At 64.1% G+C, this 18496-nt stretch carries 12 protein-coding genes; 9 read left to right on the forward strand and 3 right to left on the reverse strand.

The annotated features are described in order from the left end of the window. On the reverse strand, positions 1-1596 hold a 1596-nt coding region (locus H7007_RS12060), incomplete at its 3' end, for a hypothetical protein (protein ID WP_287155559.1). Positions 1597-1624: 28 nt separating this feature from the next. Beyond that, positions 1625-2398: a hypothetical protein gene (locus H7007_RS12065; protein ID WP_287155560.1), complete on the reverse strand. Its 774-nt coding sequence runs from the start codon at positions 2396-2398 to the stop codon at positions 1625-1627. Positions 2399-3803: 1405 nt separating this feature from the next. On the opposite strand from H7007_RS12065, the gene H7007_RS12070 reads away from it, so the two are divergent. Beyond that, a complete protein-coding gene (locus tag H7007_RS12070) occupies positions 3804-7508 on the forward strand; it encodes a YCF48-related protein (RefSeq protein ID WP_287155561.1) in 3705 nt (1234 codons plus the stop codon). 206 nt (positions 7509-7714) lie between these two features. Here H7007_RS12070 and H7007_RS12075 read toward each other — a convergent pair whose 3' ends face one another. Then, positions 7715-9235, reverse strand: coding sequence for a DUF2079 domain-containing protein (locus H7007_RS12075; RefSeq protein WP_287155562.1), 1521 nt, complete (start codon positions 9233-9235; stop codon positions 7715-7717). 219 nt (positions 9236-9454) lie between these two features. On the opposite strand from H7007_RS12075, the gene H7007_RS12080 reads away from it, so the two are divergent. The 8 genes from H7007_RS12080 to H7007_RS12115 all read left to right on the forward strand — a co-directional run. After that, positions 9455-10915, forward strand: a complete 1461-nt coding sequence (locus H7007_RS12080; RefSeq protein WP_287155563.1) for a HEAT repeat domain-containing protein — start codon at positions 9455-9457, stop codon at positions 10913-10915. A gap of 87 nt (positions 10916-11002) precedes the next feature. Further along, positions 11003-11599, forward strand: coding sequence for a PadR family transcriptional regulator (locus tag H7007_RS12085; protein ID WP_287155564.1), 597 nt, complete (start codon positions 11003-11005; stop codon positions 11597-11599). Between the two features lie 344 nt (positions 11600-11943). After that, positions 11944-12966, forward strand: a complete 1023-nt coding sequence (locus H7007_RS12090; protein WP_287155565.1) for an NAD-dependent epimerase/dehydratase family protein — start codon at positions 11944-11946, stop codon at positions 12964-12966. 280 nt (positions 12967-13246) lie between these two features. Then, a complete protein-coding gene (locus H7007_RS12095) occupies positions 13247-14074 on the forward strand; it encodes an SDR family NAD(P)-dependent oxidoreductase (RefSeq protein ID WP_287155566.1) in 828 nt (275 codons plus the stop codon). Beyond that, the gene (locus H7007_RS12100; protein WP_287155567.1) at positions 14074-14199 is read left to right on the forward strand and encodes a hypothetical protein; all 126 of its coding nucleotides are present in this window, start codon (positions 14074-14076) and stop codon (positions 14197-14199) included. Before H7007_RS12095 ends, H7007_RS12100 begins: the two co-directional genes overlap by 1 nt. 395 nt (positions 14200-14594) lie before the next feature. Further along, positions 14595-16976, forward strand: coding sequence for a glycyl radical protein (locus tag H7007_RS12105; protein ID WP_287155568.1), 2382 nt, complete (start codon positions 14595-14597; stop codon positions 16974-16976). A 45-nt stretch (positions 16977-17021) separates the two neighbouring features. Next, positions 17022-17957: a CoA transferase subunit A gene (locus H7007_RS12110; protein WP_287155569.1), complete on the forward strand. Its 936-nt coding sequence runs from the start codon at positions 17022-17024 to the stop codon at positions 17955-17957. Positions 17958-17976: 19 nt separating this feature from the next. Beyond that, positions 17977-18496: CoA-transferase subunit beta (locus H7007_RS12115; RefSeq protein ID WP_287155570.1), on the forward strand; the 520-nt coding region annotated here is incomplete at its 3' end.

Genomic DNA, 18496 nt, shown 5'->3' on the forward strand with positions numbered 1-18496 from the left:
CAGGACGAAGGTGTCGAAATTGTCTCCCAGCGTGCACCCCTCGGCGAGGTACCACTCCATTGCTGGGGTCAAAGCGCCGATGGAGTCGTGCCCGCCCTGCTTGCCGAAGAAGTTGAAGTACACGGCGCGCTCCGCCACCACCCAGTTGCCGCGCAGGGAGGTCACCTTGGTGGACACCTCGGCGTTTTCCAGGCCGGGCAGCTTGTCCAGCCACACGGAGCGCCTCTGGCCGGGCCCGAGCACGAAATAGAAATGCGGTGCGGTGCCCTGCGTGAGCTGGAAAGTCATGGTTATCTCCGCATCCTCCGTACCCGGGTTCTGCACCAGGACGAAGGTGTCGAAATTGTCCCCCAGCGTGCACCCCTCGGCGAGGTACCAGGAGAAGGTCTGGAACTCATAGACCACCGCATCGCCGTCGCCGTCGTACCAGGTCACGTTGTAGACGTCGGTTCCGCTGGCACTATACTTCGTGCCCAGATTCACGATGAAGTTCCCGGACGCATCGCTCTGGGTCTCGTAGACCACCGGCGTGCCGTAGGGGTCCATGGTCACCCGTATGGCCCGGTTGCCGGGCGCGGTCCCCTCCACCCGGTTGAGGGCGGGGTCGCACTTGGCGCTCACGTCACGGACGGTTATGCTGCGCGCCCCTCCCATGTTGCAGGACACGACGTCACCGTCCTTAACGTCGTAATCGGAGAACCAGGTCTCAAAGAAACCGTCCCCGAGGGTGGTGGCGTTCCGGGAATGTCCGTCTACGCTCACCGTGAGCGAGGTACCCGGCACGTAGTAACCCAGGACCTCGTCGTACTGCGGGTAGACCACTAGGGCCGTGCCGGAACCCGAGGCCACGTTCATCACCGTGTTCCCTGCCGCATCGGCGGCAAATACTAGGGCCGCGTCGCCCGCTCTCAGGTCGAGGCCCGTGAAATCGAGGATGAAGGAACCGGCGGGCCCAGCGGAGGCCTGCGCCTGCGCCAATCCAGGGGGCACGTCGGCGTAATAGGTTGAAGGCGCCACGATGTAAGCCGTGACCTGGTTGCCGGAGGCCGTGGTTCCCGAAACACGGTCGTTGGAAAAGTCGAGGGTCCCGGTGAGGGTGCAGTCCACGGTCACCGGAGCCCCAGCCGCGAGGTCGGTGACCTTCACCTTGTCGCCAGAGACTATGTCTCCCGTCGAAAGATCGACCTTGAACCACCCGTCCGCGCCGGCCGCCTTGGTGACCGATTGCTTGAGGGTGACGCCGTCGCTCTGGAAGAGCTCGACCTTCACGTTTCCTTCCGGAGTGGTGATGAACCCCTCCACCGTGTCGTAAGGGATGGTGATTCTGAGGCTTCCCGCCTGTACTCCCGCGGCGCGGAAGTCTCCTTCGGGGGCGTGCTCCGGCCAGGATATCTCCCTTTCCGCCAGGCGCCGATGGGCCTCCTCGGGGGAGGAGGGCAGCCTGTGCAGCGGGTCCCGGGGTGCGTCGGATCCCGGCTCCGACACTCCGACCGCCGAGCCGTGGGCCTGGGAGATCATGGGAATAAGCGTCAGAAGACCGGCGACGAGAAGGGAGCAGATGATGTACACGGCCGGCTTTTTCCTCAGTTTTCTCATCTTCATCACCCCTGCCCTCTTCCCCGAATCATCCACCGACGCCCTCGATGTTGGTGAGGTGCCAGATGTTGTAATCCTTGCGCAGGGTCATCTGCGCCTGTTCGATGCGGCCCCCGATACCCACCACGCGCCCGGTGAGGATGGTCTCCGTGTCCGAGGGCCGGGACACCGAGTCCACTACCATGTAGTCCAGTCGGCCCTGCGCCACCTTGGTCAGGAATTCCTGCAGCTCCACGAGCTCCCTGGCCAAGTCGTCCTCGAAGCTGGCGGGCACCACGTAGTTGGTACCTCCTCCCAGCTCGCCGGTCAGCTGGCGCACGGCGGCGATGCGCCACAGCCCGCCCTCGTACTTCAGGACCATGGTCCCATTGTGTTTGGTGCCTTCTGTGGTGGTCACCGTGAAATAGAGGTAGGAGGAGTTCGGGTCCCCGGGGGGTTGATAATCGGTGGCGATGGCGTCCAGCCGCTTGATGCGACCTTCAGCCAGAGCGATGAAGAAGTTCTGGTGACGCTGGGTCTCCGTGACGTAACGCATGGTTGGGGTATCCTGTGAGAAGCTCTCCCCGGTGGGATAACCGGCGGCCTCCACCTCACCGGAGTTCGCGGCGAGCGCTTCCTCTCCCGCTTCTCCCGCCCCTCCATTTTCGGGGCGTATGCTGTCACCCGGAGCCGCACCCTCCTTCACCGCCTCCCCGGAGCCTTCCCCGCCCACGAGATCGGCGATCTTCCAGGCGGCCAAGGCGAGGGTGCTGGAGGCGAGAGCGACGGCCAAGACGATGACGACTATCCTTCGCACTCCCATCACCTCTCCCGCTTCTTCACGGCGCACCGCTTCTGATGCCGGATGCCCGGACCGGCCCTCCCGGTGCTCGACCTCTTCGCCTTCCCGGTCGTTTATACCCTATACCAGCCCCTTAAAAACTAAAACCGGGCAAATCTTCCTGCCGTGCATCGAGTCCGCGAGCCCCTTTTATTAAACCAAGCTCTGTTTGTTCTGTAAACCAATGTCTTGAACCATGTTTTCGCATTAGCTCGAAAACCTTGAGATCTCTCCACGTCCTTACGGGCAGAGGCTCACGACTTCTGCGCCATTCAAGATTTCACCTCATCGGCATTTGCTTTCGAGGCCTCTCATCATGCATGCTTTTGCGCCCGCGTGGGTATTTGGGATACTCGGCGTTCAGCAGGGTTCTATGCGCCATAACCCTCCTCGTTCCACAGTCGGCAGCAGAGACTACGTGCCGATACGACAACCACCCTGCTTTATTTACGTGCCTTCGAACGGTTTCATGCGTGCGAGAAAAGCTTCTTCTCGTATATTCAAAAGCTTCTTCTCGTATATTCTCTTTTTTTACAACCCCATCCGGAAAGCCAACCCGGTCTTAGAACCGTTCAAGCAGATTTAAATTAACGATTGCTGACATAAATTGTCAAGCAAACCATGTCCCCCTCGACGCTTCTCGGCCGGAGGCCTTGCGCGACACCGCTCACGGGCAACAGGGCGCTCCGTAACGAGTATGCGGTAGGGTCGGACCACGCCTTCCGCTATGCTCCACACCTGTGCGCGTCTCCTCTCCGTGAGCATGTGGCAGGCTGCGGTCAAGAGCTGACCGTGGCCTCGAACGGCAATATGATCCAGGCGGCCGGACGCGCTTGAGACGGAGAGAGCCTTACGTGCCGGTTGCCTTTCTCCGGCTTGAGAGGGGCAGAGGAGCCCGCTTCCGCGAAAGTCATGCAGGAGCACATGACTGGGAAGGGGGTGGCAATGAACATGATCGGGAAGAGGATGGCCATGGGATAGCCGAGTCATGCAAAGGATGTGCGGGTTTGAGGAGAATCCCAGCGCGCAGGATGGTCGAAGCGATAATATCGTTATAATGATGATCTGGGATAGTAAGTAACGATTCGGGTTTGCCGGCGGCGAACAGCGGGATGGGAAAGGCCAGGACATGCGGTCGACATCGTCATGAGCGGGGTGATGTCGTTACCCGGGACAAGGGTCGCATAGAGGTCATGGAGGCATGCGGGAAAGCTTGTTGGGGCAAAGGAAGGCACAGGTGAGGGAAGGGGTTCCCGGTAAGCATTGCGGAGCGGGGGGAATGAGGGTTATTGCCGGTTCCCTGCGCGGTAGCGGGTTTATTCTGGGTTTTATTTCCATGTGCTCCTTGCTTCTCCTCGGCGCTTTGCCCGCCCCGGGGGCTCCGCGCATGAGATACCGGCCTGATGCCCTGGAGGAATTGCCGGGAGGTGCGCCTGCGCTCACAGACGTCTCCGCCGCGGATGCCGATCACGCCTTGGTGGTGGGCTCCGGGGGCTCGGTGTACGTGACCGAGGACGGTGGGATGACCTGGATACCGCGTGACGCGGGGACGAGCGAGGACCTCCTGGCCGTATCCTCAGCCGTGAAGGATGGGGGGCCGAGTTGCGGCTGGGCCGCGGGAAGGCGCGGCGTCGTCCTGCGTACCACGGATGGGGGATGGAGGTGGGAGCTGCTGGAAACGGGAACCGGCCGGGACGTGACGGACATCACCGCTGTGGACCGGGATTGCGCTTGGGCCGTGACCGAGGGCTCAATGGTGCTGCGCACGACCGATGGGGGAAGAAACTGGGAACACTTGGATCCCGGAAACCAAAATCAACTGCGCTGCGTTGCGGCACTGGACCGGGATACGGCCCTCGTTGCGGGGGAGAACGGCACCATATTCCTGACGCCGGACGGCGGTCGCACCTGGCACCTCCAGGACTCCGCCACCGCCGACCACGTGATCGCCATGGCCGTGGTGGTGGAGGGAGAAGGGGGCAAGATCTACGCCCTCGGAGATGCGGGGATGCTCACCAGGGCGGACCTCGTCTTCTCGGCGGATGGTGAAGGCTCGGCGGACGGTGAGGCCAGGGAATCCGGGGCGCCGGGGAGGAGGACTCTTTCGAGGGTCGATCTGTCGTGGTCCGCCGTGGACACGGGTGTGGAATCCGCCCCCCGCGCCTTGTGCGCCGCGGAGGGTGGAGTGGTGTGGGTGGGTGGAAGGAGTTTCCTCCGCCGGAGCATGGACGGCGGAAAGAGCTGGGAGACGCTGGAAACCGGGATCAAGGGGGAGATGAACTCCCTCTTCTCCGGGGGCCGTGATGACCTCTGGGCGGTGGGCGAGGAAGGCCTGGCCATACGCAGCCGCGACGGAGGGAGGACCTGGGCCCCGCAATACGTGCCCCGTGGGAGGACGCTCCTGGACGTATGGGCTGCGGGCGGCGACACGGTATGGGCGGCGGGTGAAGGAGGGACCCTCCTGGTCACGACCGACGGGGGCTTCACCTGGTCGGAGGCGAGCCCGGGAACCGCCAAGGACCTCAACGCCGTGTCCGCCTCCGACGCCCGGAACGTGTGGGCGGCGGGCAGGGAGGGTGCCGTACTCCGCAGCTGGAACGGCGGGAGGAGTTGGGAAGAACAGCTCTCACACACGGCCTACGACCTCCTCGACCTCTACGCCGTGGACGGGAAGAGCGCCTGGGCCGTGGGTCGCAGGGGAGTGCTCCTCCGCACGTTCGATGAAGGTTACACCTGGTACCGGTTGGATAACGGTGAAGGCTCCGACCTCACCGGGATCTGGGCGGAGGACCCCCTCAACGCCTGGGCCGTGAGCCGCGAGGGCAGGGTTCTGCGCATAAGGGAAGGAGGGCAGGAACTGGAGTGGGTGGAAACCGGCGCTCCGGCCGGCCTGAGGGCCATCTCCGGTGCCCGTTCTGAGGGGGCGGTCGTCCTCCTGGCTGTCGGTGACGAAGGCACTTTGCTGCGCAGCGGAGACGGAGGCGCATCTTGGCAGAAAATGGATATAGGTTCCACCCTCCAGACGGAGGGTCCTCTCCCCGAACTCCTGAGCGTATCCATGCCCGATGCCCTGCACGCCTGGATATGCGGGGAGGGTGGTTTTCTGGCCCGTACCTCGGACGGCGGGTTCACCTGGGAGAGGGTGGAAACGGAAACCGAAGAGGCCCTTCACGGGGTAGCTTCGCCGGACAAGGACACCTCGTGGTCCGTGGGTTGGAGGGGACTGATCCTCCACCGCCGCGCTTCGCCCCGCCTGGACATGGTCAGCCCACCCGAAGTGGAGGCCGAGGGGACGGTGACCCTCTTGGGTCTGGCCTTCGGGGAACGTAGCCCGGGATCCTCGGTCGCCATCGGCGGGCTGAAGGCCACGGAATATCTAGCCTGGACCGACAGCCTGATAAGGGTCCGTGTCCCGGTGGAAGCCTCCGTTCGCGAGGAGGTCAGGGTGATCACCTCCCGGGGGGTCTCTGCTCCCAAGGAATTAGTAATATTTCCCAAGTTGAAATGGGTGAGCCCGCGGCGGTGTCGCCCCGGGGAGCGCGTCACTCTGTCCGGGGCAGCCTTCGGGAGAGGGAGAGGCGACTCCTTCGTGTCCCTGGGCAAGGCGCGTGTGCAGGAGTACGAATACTGGTCCAACAATTGCATCCGGTTCAGGATGCCGGGAGGCCTGCCGCCGGTGGTGGAGATAAGGGTGACCACTCCTTCCGGCGCCTCCAAGCCCCTGAGGTTGAGCGTGAGCGCGGAACCCCATTCTGTACCGATGCCGCCGAAAACAAGGCCACGCCTGGACATCCTGGACCCCCCGGCCGCCGCGGCCGGAAGTGAGGTCCGGATCCTGGGTTCCGGGTTCGGTCCCTCAAGGGGCGGTTCCTTCGTGAGCTTCGGAGGGGTCAGGGCCGTGGAATATCTTTCCTGGAGGGATGACCTGGTGGTGGTCAAGGTGCCCCGGGGAGCGGCCGGGCCTCTACAGGTCAAGGTGGTGGTCTCGGGTGTGGAATCCAACGCCCTGTCCTACACCGTCCTGGCCGGACCGGTCATCCGGTGCCTCAACCCTCCCTCCGGGCCCGCCGGTTCCTTGCTGGAGATCGTCGGAGAATGGTTCGGCGACCACGAGGACGCGGCTCACTTCGTCTCCTTCGGGGGGATAAGCCCAGCCAGTTACGAGTACTGGTCGAACGGGCGTATCCTGGTGAGGGTCCCCGCAGGCCTTTCCGGAAACGTCCCGGTCACCGTGACCACCCCCGTCGCCGCTTCGGACCCCGTCCTCTTCACGGTGCGCCGACCACACCTGCTGGGTGTCTCCGCCTCCGGGAACAGGGCTTTCGCGGTGGGTGAGAACGGGACGGTCATGGTCTCGGACGACTCAGGCAGAAACTGGAGGACAGTGGAAACGGGCACGAACCTCAGGCTCGACGCCGTCAGCGCCGCCGATCCCTATACCGCGTGGGCGGTGGGGGAGGGCGGGGTGATCCTCAAGACCGAGGACGGGGGAACCACGTGGGCACGCCATCCGGTGGGAAGCACGGTGGACCTGAAGGGGATAAGCGCCGCCGATCCCTATACCGCGTGGGCGGTGGGGGAGGGCGGGGTGATCCTCAAGACCGAGGACGGCGGCGCCACCTGGAAACGCCAGCCGTCGGGCACCGGGGCCACGCTCAACGCCGTCAGCGCCGCCGATCCCTATACCGCGTGGGCGGTGGGGGAGGGCGGGGTGATCCTCAAGACCGAGGACGGCGGCGCCACCTGGACCCCCCAGAACTCGCGCCTGACGGCCTGCCTTCACGCCGTGTATGCGGTGGACAGCCATGAAGCGTGGGCGGTGGGGGAGGGCGGGGTGATCCTCAAGACCGAGGACGGCGGCGCCACCTGGCCGGCGTTGGATCCCGGATGCCGCATCACCTGGCGCGCCGTCTGCGCTTCCTCCTCGCAGAGGGCTTGGGTCGCCGGTAGCTGCGCGGCTATGGTCACCGGCGACGGCGGGAGGACGTGGAGCGCAGCCGGCGCCGGAGCGGATTACCGGGCCGTCTGCTCCGGAGGTGGAGGGGCGCTGGCGGTGGGCATGTACGGGGCGACGGCCAGGTTCGCGCCCTGAGATGAGTGGCTCCCGACGTCCACCGAATGCCCCTAAAGGCGGCAGGCCCGGAGCCGCCGATTAGGCGCGCACTCCAGGAGCCGCGTTCTGCGGATAGGGGAAAGGGCTGGATTGATCCCCTCCCGTTCCGGGCATCCTCGGCGAGGAATGCCCCTCCTTGCCCAGGCGGAGGTTCCGGCGTGGACGGGCCCGCATGGTTACCGGCCTCAGAGGGGGAAAGGCTGGAGCTTGCCGTCCATGTCGTACTGGGGCTTGATGGTGAAGACCACCCATCCGTAACCGAAACGGTGGGCCTCGTATCGCTGGTCACGGTACATCTTGGCGATCTCCCAGACCAGGGTGCGGTCGGTTAGGGGATAGCAGTCGAGGAACTTGTTGAGGATGACATACTCCGCCCCGTAGGTGTTGCCGTCGAACTGGTAGATGTGCTCCCGGTGGCTGAGATGCGGCACCACCGGGTCCTGGGCGCACACCGAGGCGTCCGGGGGGATCATGGACAGGATGTCGTAGCCGGTCTTTTCCATGCGCGGGTCGAGCCGGTAGAAGTTGGGGTCGAACAGCGTCTTCGTGGAACGGCTGAGAGTGAAGGGCACCTGGAGGGCCAAGACGATGACGCAGAGGGCGAGGACCATCTTCCGATAGTCCACCTCCTTGCCCCGGCGGGCGAGCCAGCGGTGCAGGCGGGGAAAGGCATCAAGGAGGGCGAAGATGAATATGGGGGCGAAGACGGCATGGTAGTGGCGCAGGATCTCCCAGTGGGGGAAGTAGTTGGAGAGGAGATGTTCGTAGAGGGGCGGTATGGCCACTATGGAGAAGGCTCCGATGAGGGGCAGGAAGAGGAAGGGAGCCAGCAGGAAAAGGAGCAGTTTGGTCTTGTGCAGGGGCCAGAAGGTCTGCTTGACCAGCTCCCAGGGATGGGTGAGCAGGTACTTGCCGGCGTCCAACCAGTTCTCCCCCAGATGGGAATAGTACTTGAAATAGAAGTAGTCCCCTCCCGCCGAGAGCGGGGGCATGACCCTCTTGGTGATGAAGTAGAACCATGCCGCGGCGATGAGGCAGGTGGTCAGGCCCTCGAACCATTTGCGGCGGAAGAGGATGACGTAGAGTCCGAGGAAGAAGACCAGGAGGGACATGGTCTCCTTGATCATCAGCAGGAAGGGCACGGTGAGCAGGTAGCCCGCCCATTTCTCCCGCTGCATGAGCAGGAAGGACAGGGCCAGGATGGGCCCCGCGAAGGCCAGCTCGTGAAAGTCGAAGAAGATGAGCTCCATGGTCCCCCAGAAGAAGAGGTATACAAGAGACAGGCACAGGGCACAGAAGCCGCTCCGCAGGGCCTGGCGGCAGGCGTAATAGACGGGAAAGGCGCCCAGCGCCACCAGAACCGCCTGGTAGATCAAGAGCATGCGGGCGTCGGACCAGACCCAGTAGGCCGGCACCACCAGGAAGAATATGGGGTGAAAATGATCGCCCCATAGGGAGGGGACCATCCTCACCGTGTTGAAGCCGAACTCGAAGCGGGAGAGCTGCCATATGTGCTGGTCGAAAATACCCAGGTCCCACCCGTGGGACTGGAAGTTCATGTGCTTGAGGAGGGAGATGGCGCAGTAGAGCATGATGAAGAAGAGGACAACCAGGTAGATCGCGTAGCGAGAAAGCCAGGAGACCAGGCGCGGATGCCTCTCCCGGAAGCCCGCGTATCCGATCCATAACCTCTCGAGCGCCTTCATGACAGTGGTATTATATACGTTCTCTCCCCGTCACAACGCTTGCCAGCCGCCGCAGGATTGAATTGTAATATTATAGTTATAGGGCGTTGTGAAGGGCAGCGTAGAAAGGCCGCGTTAGAACCCCGCTCGAGGAGTGCCTTAAGGGCATGTCCGGATAAGTGTGGCTCTTCGGAAGGCTTCTCCTGTGCCACTGCGAGGTTGAGGCCAGGGAGGGTCAGGATGGACGGGAGCGGCGAGAGGACAAGGGAGATATTACGGCGGGGATGGGAATTACTGGGGCGCCTGGCGAGGAAGTACAGGGATCACGCGGATAAGGGAAGGAGCCCGGGAGGGAAGCTTGCCGCCGGCCGCAACGGGGAGGACGCTCGAGCGGCTAGCGGCGGCGAGGCGATTCCCGCCGGAGAGATGGAGCGGGAGAGGGAAACGGCTCTCCGCGACGTATCCTTGGCGGCGAGAGACGGGAAAGCCTCGGCGGCGAGAGACGGGAACGGCGGGACGGAGACCCAGGTGACCCGCTCGCTGCGAGAGTTGATGGAGGACCTTCAGGACGCCAGCCCCAGGGTCAGGGGCGAAGCGGCCAAGGAGCTCGGGAAGCGCGGCGGGCCCGGCGTGGAAGGAGCCCTTGAAACCCTCCTGGAGGATGCCGACGATGGGGTGAGGGACAGCGCCGTACGGGCCCTCCGCGACCTGGGGAGCGAGGAGGCGGTGAGGATCCTCCGGGAGGCGCTTAAGACCGGGAGCTGGGAAAAACGGACGGCGGCGGCGGAGGCCCTCCGGGAGCTGGGATGGAGGGCCGATCACAGCGAGGAAGGAGCTCTTTACCACATACTCAACGGGGACTGGGAGGGGGTCGTGGAGCTCGGCAGGCATGCCGTCCCACCCCTGATGGCCCTTATTCGCTCCTGCTCCGACGAGGTGTTGAGGGAGAGGGCGGTGCGAGCCCTGGGGCGCATGCGGGAGCCCTCGACCCTAAAGGTGATGGCGGAAGCGCTTCACGACATCCATCCCTCGGTGCGCAAGGCGGCCGCCTGGTCCCTGGGGCAGACGGGGCGCCGGAAGGCGGTGGAGCCACTCATCGCCGCCCTCCAGGATCCGGACGAGGAAGTCCGCAGGGAGGCGGTCGAGGCCCTGGTGCGCATAGGGACACCGGCCATGCAGCCGCTGGTCTCCGCCCTCCGGGAGGAAGACTCCGAGGTTCGGAGGAGGGTGGCGGAGGTGATCGGCCGGTTTTATTCCTCCCCGGACACGGAACCCCTGATGCACGCCTTCGTGCTCAGTGCCCTCAAGGACGGCGACGCCTTGTCGCGGGCCAGGATGGCCACCTTGCTCGGGGAAATAGGGGACGGTTGGGCGGTGAAACCCCTCATCGAAGCCCTCTATTACTTCAATGTCAGGGAGGCCGCGGGAAAGGCGATCCTTGGGATAGGTGAACCGGCCCTGGGTCCTTTGATGGCCGCCCTCAAACACCATCACATCCCGGTCCGCAAGGCCGCGGCCCAACTGTTGGGATGCATAGGGGACCCGAGGGCGGCGAGCGCCCTGCAGAGCGCGCTCAAGGACCGTGACTGGGAGGTAAGGGAGGCGGCGCGGGCGGCCCTGGACGCCATCCGCGGGAGAGACAGCGGTGACGAGAGCTCACTTCCCGACCGCACGGGCATGGGGCCTGATAGCCAAATTTAAAGGTAGGAAAAGATATAGTTTTTTTATTGACAAATCTATATAAAATATTAGTATATATAAAATATATAGTTCAAGAAGGAGGGCAATATGTCCGTCAAGTACGCCGTCCTGGGGCTATTGCACTATCAGGACATGCACGGGTACCGCATCAAGAAGCATATCGAGCGCAACTTCGGGCACATGTGGACCATCAATTACGGCCAGATCTTCACCGCGCTCCGTAAGCTGGAGGAGGAAGGACTGGTGGTCATGAAGGACGTGATGCCTTCCGACAACGGAGGACCACATCGCAAGGTATATTCCATCACCCCCGCGGGGAGGGAGGAGTTCGAGCGCTGGCTGGCTTCCGAACCGGAGAGGGAAATGCTCATCCGGGACCCCTTCCTCCTCCGCTTCGTCTTCTTCGGGTTCGGTGACCGCAAGAGGGCCTTGGAGATCATAGAGAAACAGATAAAGAACTACGAGGAACAACTGGAAAGGCGCAAGGCCAACCTCGAGAGGTGGAAAAAACACGGCGATTACGTGAGGCTAATCGCCGAGCTGGGGGTCCAGTTCAACGACCTTTACCTGGAATGGCTACGTCGTGCCCACCGAGAGCTTTCCGAGCGCACCGTCGAAGCTCTGGGGAGAGGAAAGGGCGAACGCCTGGAAACCGTTTCCACGGTCGCAGAACGGCGGGATTAGAGGTACCCGGCCCGGGGAGATGAGCATCGGGCCGGGCGCCGCACTATTGGGCGAATGGAGGCGTGGAAAGCGGACGGATGCCCGGAAGATGCGCCCCGCGCAAGGTGCGGAAGAGGAGCCGGTCTCCGCTGAGGGCCTCACGGTCTCCGCAGGGTCATGGCTCAGAGCTGTCCCGCAGGTGTAGAGGCGGCAGGCATGAACTCCAGTGACCGCCGGTTTCGTATGAACGGGCGGATGGAGGTCGAGGCGACGAGGGGCAGGGGCACGGGTATGGTTTGAAAACCGTTCGTACGCAGGCTGGTCGGGCATTCCAGGACGAAAGGACCGCGGATGGGGAGGGAGCGATGGAATATTCCGGCATCACCCTGGTGACCGGCGCCGCCGGTTTTATGGGCAGTCACATGGTGGAGTACCTGGTCTCGCAGGGGGTCAGGGTGCGGGCCACGGCGCGGCCGCGCCGGGACACCACTTTCTTCGACCGCCTGGGGGTGGAATACGTGGGCGCCGACCTCACCAGCGAGGAGACCTTGCCTCCCCTCTTCGAGGGGGACGTGGACCGAGTCTTCCACTTCGGGGCGGTGTGCAACTTCTCAACACCTTACGAGAAGCTCTACCCCATCAACGTGCTCGGGGTGGAGCGCATCACCCGGCTGGCCCTGGAGAAGGGGGTCAAGGTCTTCGTGCACGTCGCTTCCACCGACGTGTACGGGGCCTACAAGGGGATCCCCTTCACCGAGGAAAGTCCCCGTCAGCCCGTCGACGATTACGGGCGCAGCAAGCGTGACGGCGAGGACGTGGTCTTCAGGCGCATGGAGGAAGGGCTGCCGGCGATCATCATCCGTCCATGCACCGTCTACGGACCCCGCTGTAACGACGGGGCGGGAAAGGTCTTCTCGCGGCCGAGCTCCATCATGGCCATCCCGGGAAGCGGCAGGCAGCTTCTTTCCAATGTGCGGGCGGAGGACGTGGCCGCCGCCGCCTACCACCTCTCCCTGCGGGAGGAGTGCTTCGGGCAGGTCTACAACATCGCCGAGGACACCCATCCCACGGTGGAGGAGGCCCTGCTCCTGGCGGCGGAAGCCTTCGGGACCAGGCCGCCAAGGCTGCATCTCCCGCTGTGGTTGGTCAAGGCATCGGCCAGGCTGGAAGGATGGCGGGCGGCGCGCAAAGGGGTCATACCCGATCTGGAGTATGACGCCGTTCGCTTCCTGTACGACGACTACATCGTGGACAACTCCAAAATCAAGGCTACCGGATACCGCTTCATCTACCCCGATTTCCGGGAGTCCATGCGGCAGATGAAGGAATGGTACGAGAGTGGCAAGTGGAAGGAGGAGCCGGGCCCCGGGAAATACGAAGGGGGCTGAAACTTGATGTGGCAAGGAGGCCTTCCCTAAGGCTGAGGATATCATCCTGAGGGGCTGGCGGGCGATGAGCGGCGAAGCGCGTTCGAGGGCGCGACCGGTTTGCGAGGGGCGGGGAAGATGGTAAGGGCTTCCAAAACACAGCGGCGGGAACCGGCTGTCGGAGGTCTCTGAGCTCGTGCGTATCACGCGAGGCGCTGGAGGGAACGGAACAGCGCATGAGTTGGAGGCGGAGAAGTTGGCCCGCTAGGGGAAGAAGCGGCGGCAGGAAGGGGGGGATCTGATGGAACGCGTGGTGGTCATAACCGGGCCTGCCCAGGGGATGGGCCGCGAGGTGGCCAGGATACTGGACGGGAAGGGTCATGCGGTGGCCGGGTTCGACGTGGACGGGGAGGGGCTGGAGTCCCTGAAGGGGGAGATGCGCCACCCCGAGCGGCACCATCTGGTGACCATGGACATCACCGACCGCCCGGGGATAAGAGCCTTCAGAGACGTTGTTCTGGAAAGATATGGTAAAGTGGACGTGGTCCTCTCCAACGTGGGCATCGGTTTCTTCGGGCCCTTCGAGGAGATAGACCTGGAGGCGGCCCTGAAGTGCCTGGAGGTGAACGTCATCGGGGCGGCGGCCGTCTTCCAGGCCTTCATCCCTTCCATGCGGGAGAGGGGCGAGGGAAAGCTGGTGGCCATGTCCTCCCTGGTGGGGCAGATACCCTTCCCCTTCGAGTCCGTGTACACGGCCAGCAAGTTCGCCCTGGAGGGGCTCATCCTGGCCTTCCGCTATGAGGTGGAACCCTTCGGTATCCGCACGGCCATCATCGAGCCCGCCCAGGTGTCCACGGGATTCGCGGCCAAGATACACAAACTGCCGCCCGAAGGTTCCCCTTACCGGGAGCGGGTGAAGCGTTTCATCGACCGGGACAACGAGCTGATCAAGACGGCGCCGGACCCGGTTAGGGCGGCGGAGATGGTGGTGAAGGTCCTGGAGGCGGAGAAGCCGCCCCTGTTCACCCGGTTCTCCTTCCGGGATTCCTTCTTCATCACCATAAACAAATGGCTTCCCACGAGGGTCCGGGACGCCATCCTGGTCAACTTCATGAGGATAAAGGTCTGATGGGCGGGTGTGAGACGGAGGAGAATCCGGCTGGAGAGGTGCGCTTGGAAAGGAGAAAAGAAGCGCGGCTTCCCACGAGGGTCCGGGACGCCATCCTGGTCAACTTCATGAGGATAAAGGTCTGAGGCGAAGGAGTGTCGGGAATCCGGAGAAGGCTGTAGATGGGGGGTTCGGACAGGAAGGGGTCGGAAAGGTGAGGCTTCGGGCGAAGGTCCGCGGCGCCAGCCAGGTCGCCAACCGGGTCGACCTCATGAAAAGAAAGGCCTGGGGCGTGAAGCGACGCAAGGGGAGCAATCGGCCAGGCGAAAAGAGCTCGTGCGGGAATGAGTCGGAAAGATGACGATTCCTGCGGGTTGCCCCCTGCCGAGCCTCGCGGGGATGGAGGTCAGGTGAAAGCGGCGCTCTCCGAAGAGGCCGGTCCGGATGGCGAGGCGAGGGGAGAATCAAGCGGGAAGGGGTTAGGGGAACCACACACATGAACGGGTTCTGATCCTGAACCTGTCGGCGAGGAGGGAGGAAGATGGGAGCAGGAGACGTGAGGGTGACGTCGCCTCCCACGGAGAGGGTGAGGAGGCTACGGGAGAGGATTGTGCAGGCCCCCCAGGAGGTCTGCGTGGAGAGGGCGCGCTATATAACCCAGGCCATGCGGGAGCACTGGGAGGAGCACCCGCTCTCCCGCATGAGCAAGGCCCTGGAGCATATACTGGCAAATATTACCATAAACATCCGGGAGGGCGAACTCGTGGTGGGCTGCCGTACCTCCAAGCTCAAGGGGGCCCCGCTCTTCCCGGAGAACAAGACCCGGTGGCTGGAGGGCGACGTGGAGAACTTCGACCGGCGCCTGCTGCAGCGGGCCCTGATCACTCCCGAGGAGAAGCGCGAGCTCCTGGAGGACATCCTCCCCTTCTGGCGGGGGAGGACGGTGGAGGAGCGCTTCATGTCCCTGGTGCCCCCGGACGTGGCCGAGGACATGGACAAGTACATCTTCACCATCATGCTGGAGATAACCTATGGCATCGGGCACTTCACCATGGACCACCCCACCCTCCTCCGCTTGGGGATGGGAGGCATCGCCGCCGAGGCGCGCAGGCGCCTGGAGGAGCTCCCGGAGGAGGAGAGGAAGGGAGAGAAGGGGCTCTTCTACGAGGCGGTGATCCGCTCGCTCCAGGCGGCTGTGGCCTTCGCCCGCCGTCACGCCGACCTGGCCCGCCTCCTGGCGGAGGAGGAGAGGGACCCGGCCCGGGCCGAGGAACTGAGGGAGATAGCCCGCGTCTGCGAGCGTGTGCCCGAACACCCGGCGGAGACCTTCCACGAGGCGGTGCAGAGCGTCTACTTCGCCCACCTCATCGCCCAGATCGAGAGCGGCGGCAACTCCATCTCCCTGGGCCGCATCGACCAGTACCTCTATCCCTACTACCGTAGGGACCTGGAGGAAGGGCGGATAACCCCGGAGAGGGCGCGCGAGCTACTCTCCCTCCTCTACCTCAAGACCTGCGAGATATGGAACGTGCTGGAGGAGGTCTTCATCCCGGGAGGGGAGTGCCCGGAGGGGAAGACCACCCAGAACCTGACCATCGGGGGCGTCGGCGCGGACGGAGAGGACGCCACGAACGAGCTCAGCTACATCGCACTGGACGCCTTCGCCGACGTGCGCACCGTGCAGCCCAACGTCAGCCTGCGGCTGAGCTCCAAGACGCCCCGGGACTTCTTCCTGCGCGCCGTGCGCTACGCCCGCGACGGGGTGCCCCTGCACCTCTTCAACGACGACGCCGTGGTGCCCATGCTCACCCGAGCCGGGCACTCCCCGGAGGACGCCCGGGATTACGCCCTGGTGGGGTGCGTGGAGCCCAACGCGCAGGGGAAGACCTTCGGGTCCACCTTCGCCGTGCAGTTCAACGGCGCGAAGTGCGTGGAGTTCGCCCTCTCCAACGGGGTGGACAACATCTTCGGGCTCAAGTCGGGCATCGAGACCGGGGACCCCTCGGGCTTCACCGACTTCGAACAGGTATGGGAGGCCTTCCGGGCCCAGATGTCCCACTTTCTGGGACAGATGGTCAAGGGCATGTGGGCCCTGGACACGGCCATCGGGGAGATGCTACCCTCGCCGTTCGCCTCGGCCATGATAAGGGGCCCCCTGGAGAAGGGGATGGACCTCACCCGAGGAGGGGCGGTTTACAACTCCACCGGGGTACAGCTCATGGGCTTCTCCAACACCGCGGACAGCCTGTACGCGGTGAAGAAGGCCGTCTTCGAGGAGGGGAGGTCCTCCCTCAGGGAGCTCTCGGAGTGGCTGGCCACGGACTGGATGGACGCCGAGGAGCAGCGCAAGTACCTGCTCCTCAAGGTGCCCAAGTACGGGAACGACCTCGACGAGCCGGACGCCATGGCCGCGCGGGTGCTGAACCTCTTCTGCGACCTTCTGAAAGGATATACCAACTACCGCGGCGGGGCCTTCTGGCCGGGGGTCTTCTCCGTGGGGTTCCACCTGGCCATGGGGTCCTTCACCGGGGCCACCCCCGACGGGCGCTTCGCCGGGGACCCGCTGGGGAACGGCCTGACCCCCTCCAACGGGTGCGCCACGGCGGGACCCACGGCGGTGATGAACTCCGTGACCAAGCTGCCCCTGCAGCGCCTTTACAACGGGGCCAACCTGAACATGCGCTTCCCGGGCAGCCGCACGGAGCCCGAGAAGCTCCTGGACCTGGTGCGCGGCTACTTCGAGAGGGGCGGTCTGCAGGTGCAGTTCAACACCGTGGACACGGAGACGCTTCGGAAGGCCCAGGCCGAGCCGGACAAGTACCGGGACCTGGTGGTGCGCATCAGCGGATACTCCGTGGTCTTCGTCAACCTGAGCGACACCGCCCAGGAGGAGATAATCGGACGCTACGAGTACCGGCTTTGAGGCCGGGGAGGCGAGCCAAGCGACGGGAAGCGGAGGAGGTGGGGGATGAGCAAGGTAATGACCATGAAGGAGGCCATCGAGCGGTTCGTCCACGACGGGGACTTCCTGTTCATCGGCGGCTACATCTGCCGCACGCCCTTCGCCGCCATCCACGAGATAATCCGCCAGGGCAAGAAGGACCTGACCATCACCCGCAGCAACGCCGCCGACGACTTCGACATGCTCATAGGCGCGGGGCTGGTTAAGCGCTTCATCGCCACCTTCCTCTCTTTGGGGGTCTACGGCCTGGGGAGGTGCTTCCGGCGGTCCCTGGAGAAGGGCATACCCCACAAGATCGAATTGGAAGAATATACTAACCTATCCCTGCCCATGATGCTCATGGCCGGCGCCCTGGGCATGCCCTTCATCCCGGTGAAGGACATGGTGGGCTCGGACCTCCTCAACGTCAAGTCCTTCATGGGGGAGAGCAAGTACAAGATCATCGAGAACCCCTTCGACGGCACCCCCACCCTGGTGGTGCCGGCCCTGAAGCCGGACGTGGCCATCATCCACGTGCAGCAGGCGGACGAGAACGGCAACGCCCAGGTGTGGGGCATCGAGGGCGACTGCAAGTGGGGGGCCAACGCGGCGGAGAAGGTCATCGTCACCTGCGAGAGGATCGTCTCCCGCGAGGTCATCGGCAAGGACCCCTCGCGGACCATCGTCCCCGACTTCCGGGTGGTGGCCGTGGTGGAGGAGCCCTTCGGGGCCCATCCCGGCTACACCCCGGGCTTCTACGACGTGGACTTCATGTTCGGGAGCCTATACCAGCAGGCCTCCAACACCGAGGAGGGCTTCCGGACCTTCCTCGAGGAGTGGGTCTACGGGGTGGCGGACCGCACCGCTTACATCCAGCACTACATCGAGAAGTTCGGATACGCCCAGTTCCGGGGGCTGTGGGCGGACTTCGACTACAGCTACCCGGTGAGCTACGCCTACTGAGGCCGCGGGAGGTGAGACGATGAGCGCCGCCGAGCTCGACTACATCAAGCCCGAGCTGATGGCCTGCTGCGGGGCGAGGGAGATACGCGACGGGGACCTGGTCATCGTGGGCACCGGCTTCCCCAGCGTAGCCGCCAACATCGCCAAGTACACCCACGCCCCCAACGCCCGCATGATGCAGGAATCGGGAGTGTACGACGCCCAGCCCAAGCGCCCCGCCCTCTCCGTGGGGGACCCCTGCCTCAACCCGGGCGCGGCCTTCATCGGCTCCCTCATCGACGTCATGGGGATGTTCCTCCAGGGGGGGAAGGTGGACGTGGGCTTCCTCTCCGGTAGCCAGGTGGACAAATACGGGAACATCAACACCACGGTCATAGGGGACTACCACAACCCCAAGAGCCGGCTGCCGGGAAGCGGCGGGGCCAACCCCATAGGGCTGCTGGCCAAGCGGGTGCTCATAATCGCCCTGCACGACAAGCGGCGGCTGGCGGAGCGTGTGGACTTCATCACCACGCCGGGATACATCGACGGGCCGGGGG

The sequence above is a fragment of the Candidatus Solincola tengchongensis genome, assembly GCF_015711935.1.
Classification (GTDB): domain Bacteria; phylum Actinomycetota; class Geothermincolia; order Geothermincolales; family RBG-13-55-18; genus Solincola_A; species Solincola_A tengchongensis.